16 protein-coding genes are annotated in these 13,820 nt (G+C 62.1%); 7 read left to right on the top strand and 9 right to left on the bottom strand.

Translation table 11 applies throughout. From position 1 onward, the window contains the following. The first annotated feature begins 82 nt into the window (after positions 1-82). The gene (gene typA / locus AC1DJO_RS11310) at positions 83-1,900 is read left to right on the top strand and encodes a translational GTPase TypA (protein ID WP_112385802.1); all 1,818 of its coding nucleotides are present in this window, start codon (positions 83-85) and stop codon (positions 1,898-1,900) included. Positions 1,901-2,103: 203 nt separating this feature from the next. Beyond that, a complete protein-coding gene (locus AC1DJO_RS11305) occupies positions 2,104-2,610 on the top strand; it encodes a GNAT family N-acetyltransferase (protein WP_112385801.1) in 507 nt (168 codons plus the stop codon). Positions 2,611-2,620: 10 nt separating this feature from the next. Here the strand turns inward: AC1DJO_RS11305 and AC1DJO_RS11300 are convergent, their stop codons facing one another. Next, complete coding sequence (locus AC1DJO_RS11300; protein WP_477970524.1) at positions 2,621-3,061, bottom strand: MEKHLA domain-containing protein; 441 nt, start codon at positions 3,059-3,061, stop codon at positions 2,621-2,623. On the opposite strand from AC1DJO_RS11300, the gene AC1DJO_RS11295 reads away from it, so the two are divergent. After that, a complete protein-coding gene (locus AC1DJO_RS11295) occupies positions 3,060-3,269 on the top strand; it encodes a hypothetical protein (protein WP_477970522.1) in 210 nt (69 codons plus the stop codon). The two genes, AC1DJO_RS11300 and AC1DJO_RS11295, sit on opposite strands and share 2 nt — an antisense overlap. Before the next feature lie 9 nt (positions 3,270-3,278). After that, positions 3,279-3,812, top strand: coding sequence for an inorganic diphosphatase (gene ppa / locus AC1DJO_RS11290; RefSeq protein ID WP_112517760.1), 534 nt, complete (start codon positions 3,279-3,281; stop codon positions 3,810-3,812). Positions 3,813-3,814: 2 nt separating this feature from the next. Here the strand turns inward: ppa and AC1DJO_RS11285 are convergent, their stop codons facing one another. Together AC1DJO_RS11285 and AC1DJO_RS11280 are read right to left on the bottom strand one after the other, a co-directional pair. Continuing rightward, positions 3,815-4,129, bottom strand: a complete 315-nt coding sequence (locus AC1DJO_RS11285) for a DUF167 domain-containing protein (RefSeq protein ID WP_477970520.1) — start codon at positions 4,127-4,129, stop codon at positions 3,815-3,817. After that, complete coding sequence (locus tag AC1DJO_RS11280; RefSeq protein WP_112386055.1) at positions 4,126-4,416, bottom strand: YggT family protein; 291 nt, start codon at positions 4,414-4,416, stop codon at positions 4,126-4,128. The genes AC1DJO_RS11285 and AC1DJO_RS11280 overlap by 4 nt, the downstream gene beginning before the upstream one ends. 140 nt (positions 4,417-4,556) lie before the next feature. On the opposite strand from AC1DJO_RS11280, the gene AC1DJO_RS11275 reads away from it, so the two are divergent. After that, positions 4,557-5,807 (top strand): MFS transporter, encoded by a 1,251-nt coding sequence (locus AC1DJO_RS11275; protein WP_477947816.1) that lies wholly within the window; start codon positions 4,557-4,559, stop codon positions 5,805-5,807. Here AC1DJO_RS11275 and AC1DJO_RS11270 read toward each other — a convergent pair. The 6 genes from AC1DJO_RS11270 to hemC all read right to left on the bottom strand — a co-directional run bounded on the left by AC1DJO_RS11270 (position 5,782) and on the right by hemC (position 11,662). Further along, on the bottom strand, positions 5,782-6,543 hold the full coding sequence (locus AC1DJO_RS11270) for a glutamine amidotransferase (RefSeq protein ID WP_112385796.1): 762 nt from the start codon (positions 6,541-6,543) through the stop codon (positions 5,782-5,784). The two genes, AC1DJO_RS11275 and AC1DJO_RS11270, sit on opposite strands and share 26 nt — an antisense overlap. Then, positions 6,533-7,018: a tellurite resistance TerB family protein gene (locus AC1DJO_RS11265; RefSeq protein ID WP_112385795.1), complete on the bottom strand. Its 486-nt coding sequence runs from the start codon at positions 7,016-7,018 to the stop codon at positions 6,533-6,535. The genes AC1DJO_RS11270 and AC1DJO_RS11265 overlap by 11 nt, the downstream gene beginning before the upstream one ends. 17 nt (positions 7,019-7,035) lie before the next feature. Further along, complete coding sequence (locus tag AC1DJO_RS11260; protein WP_477970518.1) at positions 7,036-8,649, bottom strand: heme biosynthesis HemY N-terminal domain-containing protein; 1,614 nt, start codon at positions 8,647-8,649, stop codon at positions 7,036-7,038. A gap of 4 nt (positions 8,650-8,653) precedes the next feature. Continuing rightward, entirely contained in the window at positions 8,654-9,931 is a 1,278-nt protein-coding gene (locus AC1DJO_RS11255; protein WP_477970516.1) for a COG4223 family protein, read from the bottom strand. Between the two features lie 90 nt (positions 9,932-10,021). Continuing rightward, on the bottom strand, positions 10,022-10,726 hold the full coding sequence (locus AC1DJO_RS11250) for a uroporphyrinogen-III synthase (RefSeq protein ID WP_477970514.1): 705 nt from the start codon (positions 10,724-10,726) through the stop codon (positions 10,022-10,024). Between the two features lie 6 nt (positions 10,727-10,732). Then, a complete protein-coding gene (gene hemC / locus AC1DJO_RS11245) occupies positions 10,733-11,662 on the bottom strand; it encodes a hydroxymethylbilane synthase (RefSeq protein ID WP_477941248.1) in 930 nt (309 codons plus the stop codon). A gap of 72 nt (positions 11,663-11,734) precedes the next feature. Between hemC and tsaD the strand changes: the two genes are divergently transcribed. Both tsaD and AC1DJO_RS11235 read left to right on the top strand, forming a co-directional pair. Further along, positions 11,735-12,832 carry a tRNA (adenosine(37)-N6)-threonylcarbamoyltransferase complex transferase subunit TsaD gene (gene tsaD, locus AC1DJO_RS11240; protein ID WP_477970512.1) on the top strand — a complete coding sequence of 366 codons (1,098 nt, stop codon included), beginning with the start codon at positions 11,735-11,737 and terminating at the stop codon, positions 12,830-12,832. Continuing rightward, a complete protein-coding gene (locus tag AC1DJO_RS11235; protein WP_477970510.1) occupies positions 12,829-13,812 on the top strand; it encodes an NAD(P)H-dependent glycerol-3-phosphate dehydrogenase in 984 nt (327 codons plus the stop codon). The genes tsaD and AC1DJO_RS11235 overlap by 4 nt, the downstream gene beginning before the upstream one ends. The last annotated feature ends 8 nt before the right edge of the window (positions 13,813-13,820 follow it).

The raw sequence follows: 13,820 nt of genomic DNA, 5'->3' as shown, positions 1-13,820 counted from the left end.
CGCAAAAAACACTGTATGAGCGCGCCAAACGTAATAGGCGCCTCCTCCCGACGTAGCGCCCCAGCCTCAGAGATTTGATATAATGGCACTTCGCAACATCGCGATCATCGCGCACGTTGACCATGGCAAAACGACCCTGGTGGACGAGCTCCTGAAACAGTCCGGCTCGTTCCGCGAAAACCAGCGCGTTGCAGAACGCGTCATGGATAGCAACGATCTGGAAAAAGAGCGCGGCATCACGATTCTTGCCAAGGCGACCTCGGTCGAGTGGAAGGGCGTTCGTATCAACATCGTCGACACCCCCGGCCACGCCGACTTCGGTGGCGAAGTCGAGCGTATCCTGTCGATGGTGGATGGCGCGATCGTTCTGGTCGACTCGTCGGAAGGCCCGATGCCGCAGACGAAGTTCGTCGTCTCCAAGGCGCTGAAGGTCGGCCTTCGCCCGATCGTCGCGATCAACAAGATCGACCGCCCGGATGGCCGCCACGAAGAAGTCATCAACGAAGTCTTCGATCTCTTTGCCAACCTCGACGCTACCGACGAGCAGCTCGACTTCCCGATCCTCTACGGTTCGGGCCGCGATGGCTGGATGAACGTCAATCCTGAAGGCCCGAAGGACCAGGGTCTTGCACCGTTGCTCGACCTCGTGCTCAAGCATGTTCCGGAGCCGACGGTGCACGAAGGCCCGTTCACGATGATCGGCACGATCCTCGAAGCCAACCCCTTCCTCGGCCGTATCATTACCGGCCGTATCAATTCCGGTTCGATCAAGCCGAACCAGGCCGTCAAGGTTCTGAGCCAGGATGGCAAGTTGATCGAAAATGGCCGCATCTCGAAGATCCTCGCGTTCCGCGGTATCGAGCGCACGTCGATCGAAGAGGCTCACGCAGGTGACATCGTCGCGATCGCCGGCCTTTCCAAGGGTACGGTTGCCGACACGTTCTGCGATCCGGCTGTCACCGAGGCACTGACCGCGCAGCCGATCGATCCGCCGACAGTCACCATGTCCTTCATCGTCAACGATAGCCCGCTGGCAGGTACCGAAGGCGACAAGGTCACCTCGCGCGTCATTCGCGACCGTCTCTACAAGGAAGCTGAAGGCAACGTCGCGCTGAAGATCGAAGAAGCCGAAGGCAAGGATTCGTTCTTCGTGTCTGGCCGTGGCGAATTGCAGCTTGCCGTTCTAATCGAAACCATGCGCCGCGAAGGCTTCGAGCTGGCCGTGTCGCGTCCGCGCGTCGTCATGCACCGCGACGAGAACGATCAGCTGATGGAGCCGATCGAAGAAGTCGTCATCGACGTCGATGAAGAGCATTCCGGTGTCGTCGTTCAGAAGATGTCCGAGCGCAAGGCTGAAATGACCGAGCTGCGTCCTTCGGGCGGCAATCGCGTTCGCCTGGTGTTCAACGCGCCGACCCGCGGCCTGATCGGCTACCAGTCGGAACTCTTGACCGACACGCGCGGCACGGCTGTGATGAACCGCCTGTTCAAGGACTATCAGCCTTACAAGGGTGAAATCGGCGGCCGTACCAACGGCGTTCTGCTGGCAAACGCAGCCGGCGAGGCCGTCGCCTACGCCATGTTCAACCTGGAAGACCGCGGCCCGATGATGATCGAGCCGGGCGAAAAGGTCTATATGGGCATGATCATCGGCATCCACAGCCGCGACAATGACCTTGAAGTCAACGTTCTCAAGGGCAAGCAGCTGACCAACATCCGCGCTGCCGGCAAGGACGAAGCCGTCAAGCTGACGCCGCCGATCCGTATGACGCTCGACCGCGCTCTCTCCTGGATCCAGGACGACGAACTGATGGAAGTGACGCCGAAGTCGATCCGTCTGCGCAAGATGTATCTCGACGCGAACGACCGCAAGCGTTTCGCCAAGGCGAAGTCGGCCTGATAGCGGCTGCCATTCCCTGGATAGTTGAAACCCCGGCCTTCCAGCCGGGGTTTTTATTTGTGCGCCGTGTCGAATCCTTCTTGTCGCAATAGTTAAAAAAGCGTTAAATTTTGCCCATCGTCCACATGTTAAGTCTGTGGGCAATTGGCGACGGCGCATGATCGCGCATGGTTAATTGTCCGCTGAAGGACCAGAGTAGCGTTATGAAGACGTTGTCGATCGATGTTCGGCGGGCCGAGCCGCAAGATGCCCGCGCCATATCGGAGGCGCATCGCCTTGCGTGGCAGCACACCTATGCCGGCATCATCCCCCATCGCGCACTGACGCAGATGATCGAACGGCGCGGCGAAGGCTGGTGGCGCAAGGCAACCCGGGGTCCGGCAACACTCCTGGTTCTCGATGTGGCCGGAACGGTTGCGGGCTATGCCACGCTTGGTCTCAACCGTGCCCGCGCTCTGCCGCAGGAAGGCGAAATCTACGAACTCTATCTTCGCCCAGAATATCAGGGTATCGGCCTTGGCCGCATGCTGTTCGGCGAAGCGCGTCGGCTGCTGAAGTCGCTCGGCTGCAACGGTCTCGTCGTCTGGTGCCTTGAGGACAACGATAATGCCAGCCGCTTCTATCGCGGCCATGGCGGTGTCGATTTCTGCGAAGGCATGGAAAATTTCGACCACAAGCAGCTGAAGAAGATCGGCTTCATCTGGAACTGACGGCTGCCTTTTATGGCAGCCTTGCGGCTTGGCCGCGGATCGTCCCATCCACATCGATCAATTGCCAGACCGTGACATCCGCAATCGGAAAGCGCTTTCCCGATTTGCTGATCCTTATGCCCTCGTAGTCGTTGACATAACCGTGCTCGGCAACCTGCCGCAGAAAATTCTCGCGCGCCTGGCGTTCCGGCGCTTCGGCAGACAGCCTCGAGGGCAGTGCCGTGAGCTCCTCCCAGCTGTATTCGAAGCGCCGCTGAGCGCTCTTGTTTCCATAGGTGAAGACGGGATCTGTGGCCGTGTCGTGCGCCAGGAGGCTAAACGGTGCGTCCTCGTAAAGCCAGCGAACGGCTTCTCTCTGCGTCAGCACCCGGGGGACGAGATCCTTGCCGACAATGCGGCGATAGCTGCCACACAGGAGTTCGAAAAAGTCTTTCTGTTCGTAAAGATGCATGACCGTCTATCGCAATGGGGAATCTGAAAAGCACAGCCAACTTGGATATTGCGACCTGTTTGTGGCGCCGTTTCCCATTATTGCGCCGATCCCCGAACTTTTGCTTCAAGGCCAAACTCTATTAGCCAAAACGACGGAAGATGCGCCTGACATGTTGCGTTGCGAAGAGATTCTGATTATCTGGCAGCCGGATACCATCCTATATTAGGGGACACTGATGCGCATCGACGCCATTTCCATCGGCAACAATCCACCGGAAGATATCAACGTCATCGTTGAGGTGCCGGTCGGCGGCCATCCCATCAAATACGAAATGGACAAGGAAGCCGGCACGCTCGTCGTTGACCGTTTCCTCTACACGCCGATGACCTATCCGGGCAATTACGGCTTCGTGCCGCATACGCTTTCGGAAGACGGCGACCCGATCGACGTGCTGATCGCCAGCACCCGTCCGCTGGTTCCGGGCTGCGTTATCAATGTGCGCCCGATCGGCGTGCTGATGATGGAAGACAATTCCGGCAAGGACGAGAAGATCATCGCCGTTCCGTCGCCGAAGCTGACGCTGCGCTACGAGAAGGTTAAGGAATATACCGACCTTCCCGATATCACCGTCAAGCAGATCGAGCACTTCTTCGAGCATTACAAGGATCTGGAGCCCGGCAAGTGGGTAAAGATCTTTGGCTGGAAGGGCTCCAAGGAAGCCGGTGAACTGATCCTCGAAGCCGTCGAGCGCGCCAAGAAGGCGAAGTAAGCTCAGGCCGGAACGAAAGCTTTCAGCCTTTCGACCAGATCCTCCGTATCGCCCTCGATGCGGAGGATTTTTTTGCGCGACGTTTCGCCGGAGACAAGAGCTATCGCAGACTTCGGAACGCGAAGCGATTTTGCGAGAAGGGCGACGAGCGCCTTGTTCGCCTTGCCGTTCTCCGGCACGGCGCTAACGCGGGCTTTCAGGTGCGCGTCTCCTTCGGCATCTGTTTCCAAGCCGTCAATGGCGTCACGTCCGCCGTTCGGCGTCAAACGCACCGTCAGGCGGAGATAGCCGTCGAAGGTCGTCCAGGCAGAATTCACGCCACCAGCGGGAAGATCGTGTTCCACATGAAGGAGCGCAGGAAGAAGATGATCAGCAGCAGGATGATCGGAGAGATGTCGATACCGCCCAGATTCGGCAGCACGCGGCGGATCGGCCGCAGCACCGGTTCGGTGACGTTATAGAGGAACATCCCCACCGAATTGACGAACTGGTTGCTGGAATTGATGACGTTGAAGGCATAGAGCCACGAGAAAATGGCACTCCCAATCAGCACCCAGGTGTAAAGATTCAAAGCCAAATCAATGGTTTGAAAGAGGGCAATCATCGTCGTCTCCAGTTCGTTGTTGACAGACATGTAGCTATTGGCGACTAAACGGGCAAGTGCCGTGTCTTAACGCGCGGTGAATCATGTTTAATGGGCGCGTTTGAACTGTCCCGCGCGGCCCGGTTTCATTGGTTGCCCCCATGTCTTTCTCGTCCACCGGAGACCGTTTTGCGGCGTTCCGGCATTCTTCCTACACCCGGTTCTTCTTCGCGAAGTTCCTGCTGTCCTTCTCGCAGCAGATTCTCAGCGTTGCTGTGGGTTGGCAGATGTATGACCAGACACGGAGCGCCATCTATCTCGGCCTGATCGGCCTGGTGCAGTTCCTGCCGTCGCTGGTGCTGATGCTGGTCACGGGCTCGGTCGCCGACCGCTACAACCGCCGCGCCGTCGCCTCGATCTGCTCACTCGTCAGCGCGCTCTGCACGCTGGCGCTGCTGATCATGACTGTTACCGGCACGTTCTCGCCGATCCCTGTCTTCATCGTGCTGCTGATTTTCGGCATCGAGCGCGCCTTCGCTGCGCCTGCCATCCAGTCGCTCGCGCCGAACCTCGTGCCGGAGAAGGATCTTTCGAACGCGATCGCCTGGAATTCGTCGTCCTGGCAGCTGGCGGCGATTACCGGTCCCGTGCTCGGCGGTCTGCTCTATGGCGTCAGTGCGACAACGGCCTACACAGTCTCGGTGGTGTTCGCGATACTGGGCGCCATCCTGCTCTTCATGATCCCGAAGCCTGCGCAGCGCAGTTCCGGCGAGGCAAAGAGCTGGGACATGATCCTCGGCGGCTTCCGTTTCATCAAGGCGGACAAGGTGGTGCTCGGGGCGATCTCGCTCGATCTCTTCGCGGTGCTGCTCGGCGGTGCCACGGCGCTGATGCCGATCTATGCCCGCGATATCCTGACGCTCGGCCCCTGGGGGCTCGGTCTGCTGCGGTCGGCGCCAGGCGTCGGTGCGATCGTGATGGCGCTGTTCCTCGCCGCGCGCCCGATGAAGCATCGCGCCGGCTTCTACATGTTCATGGGCGTCGGTCTGTTCGGCATCGCAACCATTGTATTCGGCGTCTCGACGCATACCTGGACCTCGATCGCCGCGCTGGCGATCATGGGCGCTGCCGACATGATCTCGGTCTATGTGCGCGAAAGCCTGATCGCGCTCTGGACGCCGGATGAGCTGCGCGGCCGTGTGAACGCCGTCAACATGGTCTTTGTCGGCGCGTCGAACGAGCTCGGCGAGTTCCGGGCTGGAACCATGGCGCATGCGTTCGGTGCGGTTCCAGCCGTGGTTATCGGCGGGATCGGTACGCTTGCGGTCTCGGTGATATGGGCCATGAGCTTCCGGCAGCTGCGGCAGATCGATACGCTGGATGCGCCTATGCGCTCAGCGACGCCGGCATAGAGACAGGCGCGCTCTTTGCCGCCTTTCCCTCGAAGACGATATCGAGGAATTCGTTCAGCCAGGCTTTTAGCGGCGCGTCAAAGAGCATGCGGCCTTCCAGATGCTCGCGGCCCTGCTGGGCGTTCGGCAGGATGAAGCGGTGGGCGCCATGGACGACCCAGCGGTGCATCATCACCCGCGTCAGCTCGGCATGGAACTGCAGCGCCCAGGCATTCTTGTTGTAGCGGAAGGCCTGGTTCGGATAGGCGTCACCCTCAGCCAGAAGCTCGGCGCCGCGGGGAAGGTCGAAGCCCTCGCGATGGAAATGGTAGACCATCTTCGGCCAGTGCATCAGCAGCCGGCCCTTTTCAGTCGGATGCAGCGGGTACCAGCCGATTTCCGTCGAGCCGTCGGCATTCGCCTGCACCTTGCCGCCGAGATGGCGGACCAGCATCTGCGCGCCGAGGCAGATGCCGAGGAATGGCCGGTTCTCTTTGAGTGGGATGTCCAGCCAGTTGATTTCGGATTTCACGAAGTCGTCGGGATCGTTGGCGCTCATCGGGCCGCCGAAGACGACAACGCCGGCGTGGTCGTCGAGTGTTCCAGGCAGTGTGTCGCCGAGAACCGGGCGGCGCATGTCGAGCCTGTAGCCCTTCTCGACGAGAAGCTGGCCGACCCGGCCGGGGCTCGACTGCTCCTGATGGAGAACGATCAGGATCGGGCGCTTGTCGCGATTGACCGGCCGCTCAATCTGCATCGTCTTGCACCACGACCGCATCCGTCACGCGCGCAGCCGCTTCCTGGCGCTTTTGGATACGCTCGCGCGAGGAGACGCCGAGCAGATCAGCGATGCGCCAGATGACGTGGTCTTCCATCTCGCTGCGCTCGCCATCGGCATAGACGATGTCCCAGAGAATGCCGATCAGCTCCAGCCGCTGCTCGGTATTCAGGTGGCGCTTGAGATCCGACGTGAAGCGGTAGTAATCGACGGCGCTGCTTTCGGCTTCGAGACCGGCGGCGATGACCGCATCCAGCTGTTTGCCGTCGAGGCCATACTGCTCCTTGAGAAGCTTGCGCAGCCGCTTCTTCTCACTGTCCTTGATCTGGCCGTCGGCCTCCATGACCTGCATGCAGAGAGCGGCCACGGCGATGCGCGGGTCATCGGGGCTGAAACCCTTCCTGCCATCGTCTGCGGTGAGATTGTGGAAGAATGCCTGAAAGCGTTCGAACATACGGTTGTCGTTCCATCTCAGAAAAGGCGGAGCCGCGTCTTGGGTTCCGGGGCCGCCTTGTTGTCGCGAACGCCTGGGTCGTCAGGCATTCCATAATATGGTTTGGGTTCAAGCTGTCTGACAGGGGTAATTGCTTCCGCCGGTTTTGGAGCCGAGGCGGGCGTTGGTGCAGAAACCGGAGCCGGAGCCGGGCGCACGGCTTCGGCGATGGTTGCGGCGCGTTCCAGTTCGATGATGCGGTGGTCGTTGGCAGGTGCTTCGGCTCGCTGCTGGCGTACCGGTGGCAATGTCTTCAGGGCGGCATCGATCGACGTCACGGTGCCTTCCTCGACCGGGCCCTCAAGCTGCCCAAAGGGCGCCTTCCATTCGAAAGCATCGAGACGGCCGGTGACGGGCGAGACCGGCAGCCATTTGTCGGAGACGAAGCCGTCTGCGACCCAGGCCGGATCGCGCGGCGCCTTCAGCGCCTGGGCAAGCCAGTGGCGGACACGGCCCTGATCGCCGGTCTCGGACTCTTCGATATCGGCAAGCAGCAAGAATGCTGCCTCACGCGACTGCATGCGGGCGGCAGCCTCCGCCTTGGCTCTCGCCTTGGCAAAATCCTGAGCGGCAAGGGCGGCCTGGGCGACGACGAGAAGCGACTCGACGTTGTTCGGGCGAAGAGCCTCCAGCTTTTCGGCGCGCTTCAATCTGTCGGTGACGGAATCGCCGCTGCGTGCTTGCACATAGATGCGGCCGACATCCGGATGTGGCCGGGCCCTCCACGCCTGTTCGAGAATGGCGGCAGCCTTGCGCAGCTTATCTTCGCGAAACAGCGCCTTTGCTGCGATGGTTGCGGCAGGCTCGAAATCGGGGATCAGCTTCAGCGCCTGGAGGGCGTCGTCGCGGGCACCTGCAGGGTCTTTCTCCAGCTTGTCGTCGGCGCGCGCCGTCAGCAGTACGCCACGCAGACGCTCGCCGTCCTGCTTGTCGACGACACGGGCTGCCTTCTGCTGATCGAGCAGGCGGATGGCGTCGTCCCAGCGTCCAGCCTGGCTGCGATATTCCAGTGTTGCCTGTGCGGCCCAGGGAAGATAGGGCGCGTTATCGGCAGCCTTCTCGGCATATTGGCGGGCTGCCTCGTTGGCGCCGAGGCGCTTGGCCTCCAGGTACAGCCCCCGCAGACCGAGTTCGCGGGTCTCCGGATCGTTGGCCATGGCCTCGAACTTCGCGCGTGCCTCATCGTGGCGGCCTTCGATCAGCGCGGCCTGAGCTTCCAGAAGATTGATCAGCGGTTCTTGGTCGGCGCGGATCAGGCCGCGCGAGCGGGCAGCCATCTTACGGGCGAGAAGCGCGTTGCCGGCGCCGGCGGCGATCAGGCCGGTCGAGAGCGCCTGATAACCACGATCGCGCTTGCGGGCGCGGAAATAGCGGGTGACGGAATGCGGCGAGGTCCAGATCATCCGGACCAGCCACCAGGCGATCATGACGAGGGCGATCAAGGCGATCAGGCCGCTGGCGGCGACGATCAGCTTGGTCTGATAGAGCTGGCCTTCCCAAATGAGCGACAGGTCACCGGGCCGGTCGGCGAGCCAGGAGAAACCGTAGCCGAGAACGAGAACCACGAGCGCAAAAATGACGAGCTTGACCATCGGTTCAGCCCTCCTTGCCGGTGCCGGAGACGGCTTTGGACAGGGCTCCGCTGACAAGATCCTCGACCCGGATACGGGCCTCAAGAGATTGCTTGAAGGCTGCCGACGCCTGCTTGGCTGCCGGGGGCAGATCGTTCCATTCGTTGGCGGCGCCCGGAAGGTCGCCGTTTCGAACCTTGTTTTCCATGCGGGCAGCGATCGCCTCTACGCTTTCACCCTCGATATTGCCGACCGGACGGACGCTGACCAGCGACTTGGCGCTGTTCATCAACCGGTCCGACCAGCTCTGATCAGGGCTCGGCTGGTTCGCGGATTCGACGGCGGCGCTTGCCACATCGGAAACCTGATTGATCAGTTCGGCACGCGAGGGCACGCCGGTTTGGGCAAAGCTTCTGAGATCCTTGGCCGCCGGATCGTCAGGTGAAACGCCTGCGAATGTATCGAGTTCGGCCGTAAACGGGCCACCGCGGTCGATCGCTGCCTTCAGCGCAGCGGCGGCGATCGCCTTGGCGACGGCCACGTCCTGGCGCGGCTCGTTGAGCTTTTTCTCGGCTTCGTCGAGACGCTTGGTCAGATCGGCGCCGCTGGAGGCCTGCTGCTCGGATGTCTGTGTCATCGACGCGCGGAGCTGTTCCAGCTGTGCGGTGAGATCGGCGACCTTCTCGTTTAGGGCTTCGACTGCTGCCGGGTCGCCCGCTACGGTTTGCGACGGTGCTTTTGCCGCTGTTTCCAGGGCGGCAATCCGCTTGTCGAGGGCGTCGTCATCCGGGTTCGGCGCGGCCGCCAGATTGGCGATCGACTGCTTCAGGCCATCAAGTTCGGCAGAAAATTCCGCGCTCTGATCGGACTGGGCCTGCTGCGGCGCAGAGCCGGGGAGATATCCGGCATATTGGATGGCACCGGCACCCACGAGCGCCACAAGACCACCGAAAATGCCTGCGGCGATGAGACCCGAGGTCGAGCCGCCGCGCTGCTGCGGCGGCGGTGCGGTAAAGACCGGTTCCTCAGCGCGGTAGGGCGCTTCATCGGGCTGTGTTTCCGCGGCCGCGGGCTCTTCCTTGACGGGGATTTCGGCCGTTGCATTCAGGTCTTCGGCGGCTTGCTCCTTTGCCGCCTGAAGCGAGGCGTTCAGATCGCTGGTTGCCTGGTCGTCAGGGCTCTCAGCCGCCTGCGCAGGCTTGTCTGCTGCATCCTCCTGCTTGGCAAATTCCTGCGCCTCCAGATCGATGGTGACCGGCTGTTCGGTTCTCTTCGAATGGCGTGGCGGGTTTCCCGAAACCATGAGGTCCTCTTTTTTCCTGCATTGCAACGAAACTAGTCAGTGATGCCAGTTAAGGAAAGAGGTTAGATCAAATTTGGGCGGAGCATGCCTTCAAAGGAGCGACAAAAGGCTTTGCTCATCCGGCATCGCGGCTGTCCGGATATTTTTCCTGAGGCCGCTGGGGATAGCAGTTGCCACGGCTTCGCTAAGGCAAAGCAGCTTGGCATCTCTGATCCAGACAGATGTGGATTCGGCTGTGAAGAGCTCAAAGAATGCCAGCGCCGCCTCGCGGGAATAGAAGAGGGCGGCGTCTGCCGGCGTCCTCGCCAGCCGTTCGATCTGAGCTGGATCGATGGTGACCGGCTGCATACGATAGCAGACGGCAACATCGATCTGTAATTCGAGTTCGGCCGCCCGCTTTTCGAATGTTTCGGCGCGCGGGACGCCAGCCAGATAGGTGATGACGCCGTTTGCCTCACCAGCAATCAGAGCTGCCAGATCCCTGCCATCGCCAGTACTTGCGGAGACCGAGGTGAAGCCTGCCGCGTCTGCCGCCTCGGCGCTCGCCGCGCCAACGCAGAATACCGGCCGGGTGAGGTGGCGCGCCAGTTCGCCGGATCTTGCGGTCAGGGACCGAACGGCCTCTGCGCTGGTGATCGCGATCGGGCCATGATGGACATTCAATGCCTTGATCGCAGCATCACTGTCGTGACGCGGTTCAGAAAGAGGCAGAAGCAAGGGCTCATGGCCCATGCTGCGCAATCGCTGTGCCGTTCGCTCCCCCTGACGCTGCGGGCGGGTGACGAGCACGCGCATCTGATGTCAGTTCCAGTCGTCGAAAAATGTGGTTCCCGCACGGTCGCGGACATCCTGCCCGGCGCGGGTTCCGAGCGCCGCGGCATCACGGCGGTTGCCGTCAATGGTGATCGCGTGCTGGTGGCGTCCGTCCGGGGTGATGATCAGGCCGGAGAACTTGATCTGATCGCCCTCGCAGATCGCGTACCCGCCGATCGGCGTGCGACAGGAGCCGTCGAGGGCTCCGAGAAAGGCGCGCTCGCAGGAAACCGCATCGAAGGTCGCCGGATCGTTGATGGCGGCGAGCAAATTGTCCATCCGCTCGTCGCCGATGCGGCTTTCGATGGCGATTGCGCCCTGTGCGGGGGCTGGCGGGAACGTATCGGGGTCGAGGATATCCGTCAGCACATCGACCTTGCCGAGGCGCTTCAGACCAGCCAGAGCCAGCAGCGTCGCATCGGCCTGACCTTCGGCCAGCTTGCGCAGGCGGGTATCGACGAGGCCGCGGAAGGTGATGACATTGATATCCGGGCGCATGCGGCGGATCAGGGCCTGACGGCGCAGCGACGAGGAACCGACGGTCGCGCCGTGCGGCAGATCGATCAGCTTTGCAGCCGTGCGGCCGATCACTGCGTCGCGGATGTCTTCGCGCGGCATGAAGGCGGAGAGATAGAGCCCCTCCGGCAGCGTGGTTGCCATGTCCTTCGCCGAATGCACGGCGAAATCGAGCTCGCCGATCGCCAGCTTTTCTTCGAGTTCCTGGGTGAAAAGGCCCTTGCCGCCGATCTCGGACAGAGAACGGTCGGTGATGCGGTCGCCGGTCGTGGTCAGCACCACGATCTCGAACATTTCCTCCGGCAGGCCATGCGCGGCCATCAGCCTGTCCCGGGCTTCGTGTGCCTGGGCGAGCGCCAGCGGGCTGCCCCGCGTACCGATCCGGAAAGGTTTTGTTTGCATCCGCTTTGATCCGTTGTTACCGGAAGTCTCGTATCCGGGTTTCCGCCCCATCGCAATCAACGATCAGGTTTCATGGCTCCCTTTCTACGCATCCTCGGCATCGAAACAAGCTGCGACGAGACCGCGGCTGCGGTCGTCGAACGCGATGCGGAAGGCCGCTCGAATGTGCTTTCTGACGTCGTGCTGAGCCAGCTGGACGAACATAGCGCCTATGGCGGCGTTGTGCCGGAGATCGCGGCGCGCGCTCACGTCGAGGCGCTCGACACGCTGATCGAAGAGGCGCTGCAGCGCGCCAATGTGTCGCTGGCGGATGTCGATGCCATTGCTGCGACGTCGGGTCCGGGGCTTATCGGCGGGCTTCTGGTTGGGCTGATGACCGGCAAGGCAATCGCACGGGCGGCGGGAAAGCCGCTCTATGCCGTCAACCATCTCGAGGGGCATGCGCTGACGGCGCGGCTGACCGATGGGCTTTCCTTCCCCTATCTGATGCTGCTGGTTTCCGGCGGCCACACGCAGCTCATCCTGGTGCGCGGCATCGGCCAATACGAGCGTTGGGGCACGACGATCGACGACGCGCTCGGCGAAGCGTTCGACAAGACGGCGAAGCTCTTGGGGCTGCCCTATCCTGGCGGTCCCGAAGTGGAGAAGGCGGCGAAATCGGGCAATCCCGATCGCTTCTCGTTTCCGCGCCCGCTGGTCGGCGAAGCGCGGCTCGACTTTTCCTTTTCCGGCCTGAAGACCGCCGTTCGCCAGGCGGCAACCGAGATTGCGCCCGTCTCGACGCAGGATATTGCCGATATCTGTGCTTCCTTCCAGAAAGCGATTTCGCGCACGCTGAAGGACAGGATCGGGCGCGGCCTCCAGCGTTTCAAAACCGAGTTTCCCGACATCGAGGACCAGCAGGCGCTAGTGGTTGCGGGCGGTGTCGCGGCCAATCAGGACGTTCGCGGCACGCTCCAGGCGCTCTGCGGCACGCATGGCTTCCGCTTCATCGCGCCGCCGCTCCGGCTTTGCACCGATAATGCCGTGATGATCGCCTGGGCCGGACTGGAGCGCATGGCGATCGGCGTGGCGCCCGATGATCTCGACGTCCAGCCGCGGTCGCGCTGGCCGCTCGATTCCAACGCCGAGGCATTGGTCAATTATGGCAAACGCGGAGCCAAGGCATGAGCGAGCGGATTGCTGTCATCGGTGCCGGTGCGTTCGGAACTGCGCTTGCCGCGGTCATCGCGCTCACCGGCCGCAGCGCCGTGACGCTTGTCGGCCGGGATCCGGCACTCATGGCTGATCTGGCGGCCGAGCGGCTGCATGACGCGGCACTGCCGGGAATTGCGCTGCCGGAAGCGCTGGAGTTTTCCGCAGAGGCGGATGCCATCCGCGATGCGTCGATCGTCCTCTTCGCCATGCCCTCGCAAGCGCAGGCCGATGCCGCGCGCCAGTATGGTCCTTATCTGGCTAAGGATGCTGTCGTCGTCACCTGCGCCAAGGGCATCGAACGCGCGACCGGAGCGTTGCTGACCGACATGCTGGAACGGGAGCTTCCGGCTCATCGTGTCGCCGTGCTCTCTGGTCCCGGTTTTGCGGCCGATATCGCCAAGGGCCTGCCGACAGCGATGGCGATCGCGGCCGCGGATATGGACGTTGCCGAACGGCTGGCGCAGGCGATTTCAGGTCGCACCTTTCGGCTCTATGCGTCGGACGACCGCACCGGCGTCCAGCTCGGCGGTGCGCTGAAGAATGTTCTCGCCATTGCCTGTGGCATCGTCGAGGGCCGCGGCATCGGCGATTCCGCCCGCGCGGCGCTGATTGCCCGCGGGCTTGCGGAAATGTCGCGGCTGGTTGCCGCCAAGGGCGGACAGGCGGGCACGGTTCGCGGGCTCTCGGGGCTCGGCGATCTGGTTCTGACAGCCACCAGCCATCAATCGCGCAACCTGCGCTTCGGGATCGCGCTCGGGCGCGGCGAACAGGCCGATCCAGCGCATGGACAGCTGGTCGAGGGCGCTTTCGCCGCTGCCGTTGCCGCGCGGCTGGCCGGCGAGCTTGGCGTTGACATGCCGATTACCGACGCCGTCTCGGCGATCATCGAGGGCAAGCTCGGGATTGCCGAGGCCATTGAACAATTGATGACACGTCCGATTACCACCGAATAGGAGACTGA

The organism is Rhizobium sp. 05N430 (assembly GCF_056396985.1).
The sequence above is the reverse complement of the archived record's forward strand: the minus strand, read 5'-3'. Positions and strand labels throughout refer to the sequence as shown.

What these genes read in the sequence shown, in the direction of transcription:
- typA (WP_112385802.1), top strand. Translation starts at nt 83, where the DNA reads ATGGCACTTCGCAACATCGCGATCATCGCGCACGTTGACCATGGCAAA.
- AC1DJO_RS11305 (WP_112385801.1), top strand. Translation starts at nt 2,104, where the DNA reads ATGAAGACGTTGTCGATCGATGTTCGGCGGGCCGAGCCGCAAGATGCC.
- AC1DJO_RS11295 (WP_477970522.1), top strand. Translation starts at nt 3,060, where the DNA reads ATGACCGTCTATCGCAATGGGGAATCTGAAAAGCACAGCCAACTTGGA.
- AC1DJO_RS11300 (WP_477970524.1), bottom strand. Translation starts at nt 3,061, where the DNA reads ATGCATCTTTACGAACAGAAAGACTTTTTCGAACTCCTGTGTGGCAGC.
- ppa (WP_112517760.1), top strand. Translation starts at nt 3,279, where the DNA reads ATGCGCATCGACGCCATTTCCATCGGCAACAATCCACCGGAAGATATC.
- AC1DJO_RS11280 (WP_112386055.1), bottom strand. Translation starts at nt 4,416, where the DNA reads ATGATTGCCCTCTTTCAAACCATTGATTTGGCTTTGAATCTTTACACC.
- AC1DJO_RS11275 (WP_477947816.1), top strand. Translation starts at nt 4,557, where the DNA reads ATGTCTTTCTCGTCCACCGGAGACCGTTTTGCGGCGTTCCGGCATTCT.
- AC1DJO_RS11270 (WP_112385796.1), bottom strand. Translation starts at nt 6,543, where the DNA reads ATGCAGATTGAGCGGCCGGTCAATCGCGACAAGCGCCCGATCCTGATC.
- AC1DJO_RS11265 (WP_112385795.1), bottom strand. Translation starts at nt 7,018, where the DNA reads ATGTTCGAACGCTTTCAGGCATTCTTCCACAATCTCACCGCAGACGAT.
- AC1DJO_RS11260 (WP_477970518.1), bottom strand. Translation starts at nt 8,649, where the DNA reads ATGGTCAAGCTCGTCATTTTTGCGCTCGTGGTTCTCGTTCTCGGCTAC.
- AC1DJO_RS11255 (WP_477970516.1), bottom strand. Translation starts at nt 9,931, where the DNA reads ATGGTTTCGGGAAACCCGCCACGCCATTCGAAGAGAACCGAACAGCCG.
- AC1DJO_RS11250 (WP_477970514.1), bottom strand. Translation starts at nt 10,726, where the DNA reads ATGCGCGTGCTCGTCACCCGCCCGCAGCGTCAGGGGGAGCGAACGGCA.
- hemC (WP_477941248.1), bottom strand. Translation starts at nt 11,662, where the DNA reads ATGCAAACAAAACCTTTCCGGATCGGTACGCGGGGCAGCCCGCTGGCG.
- tsaD (WP_477970512.1), top strand. Translation starts at nt 11,735, where the DNA reads ATGGCTCCCTTTCTACGCATCCTCGGCATCGAAACAAGCTGCGACGAG.
- AC1DJO_RS11235 (WP_477970510.1), top strand. Translation starts at nt 12,829, where the DNA reads ATGAGCGAGCGGATTGCTGTCATCGGTGCCGGTGCGTTCGGAACTGCG.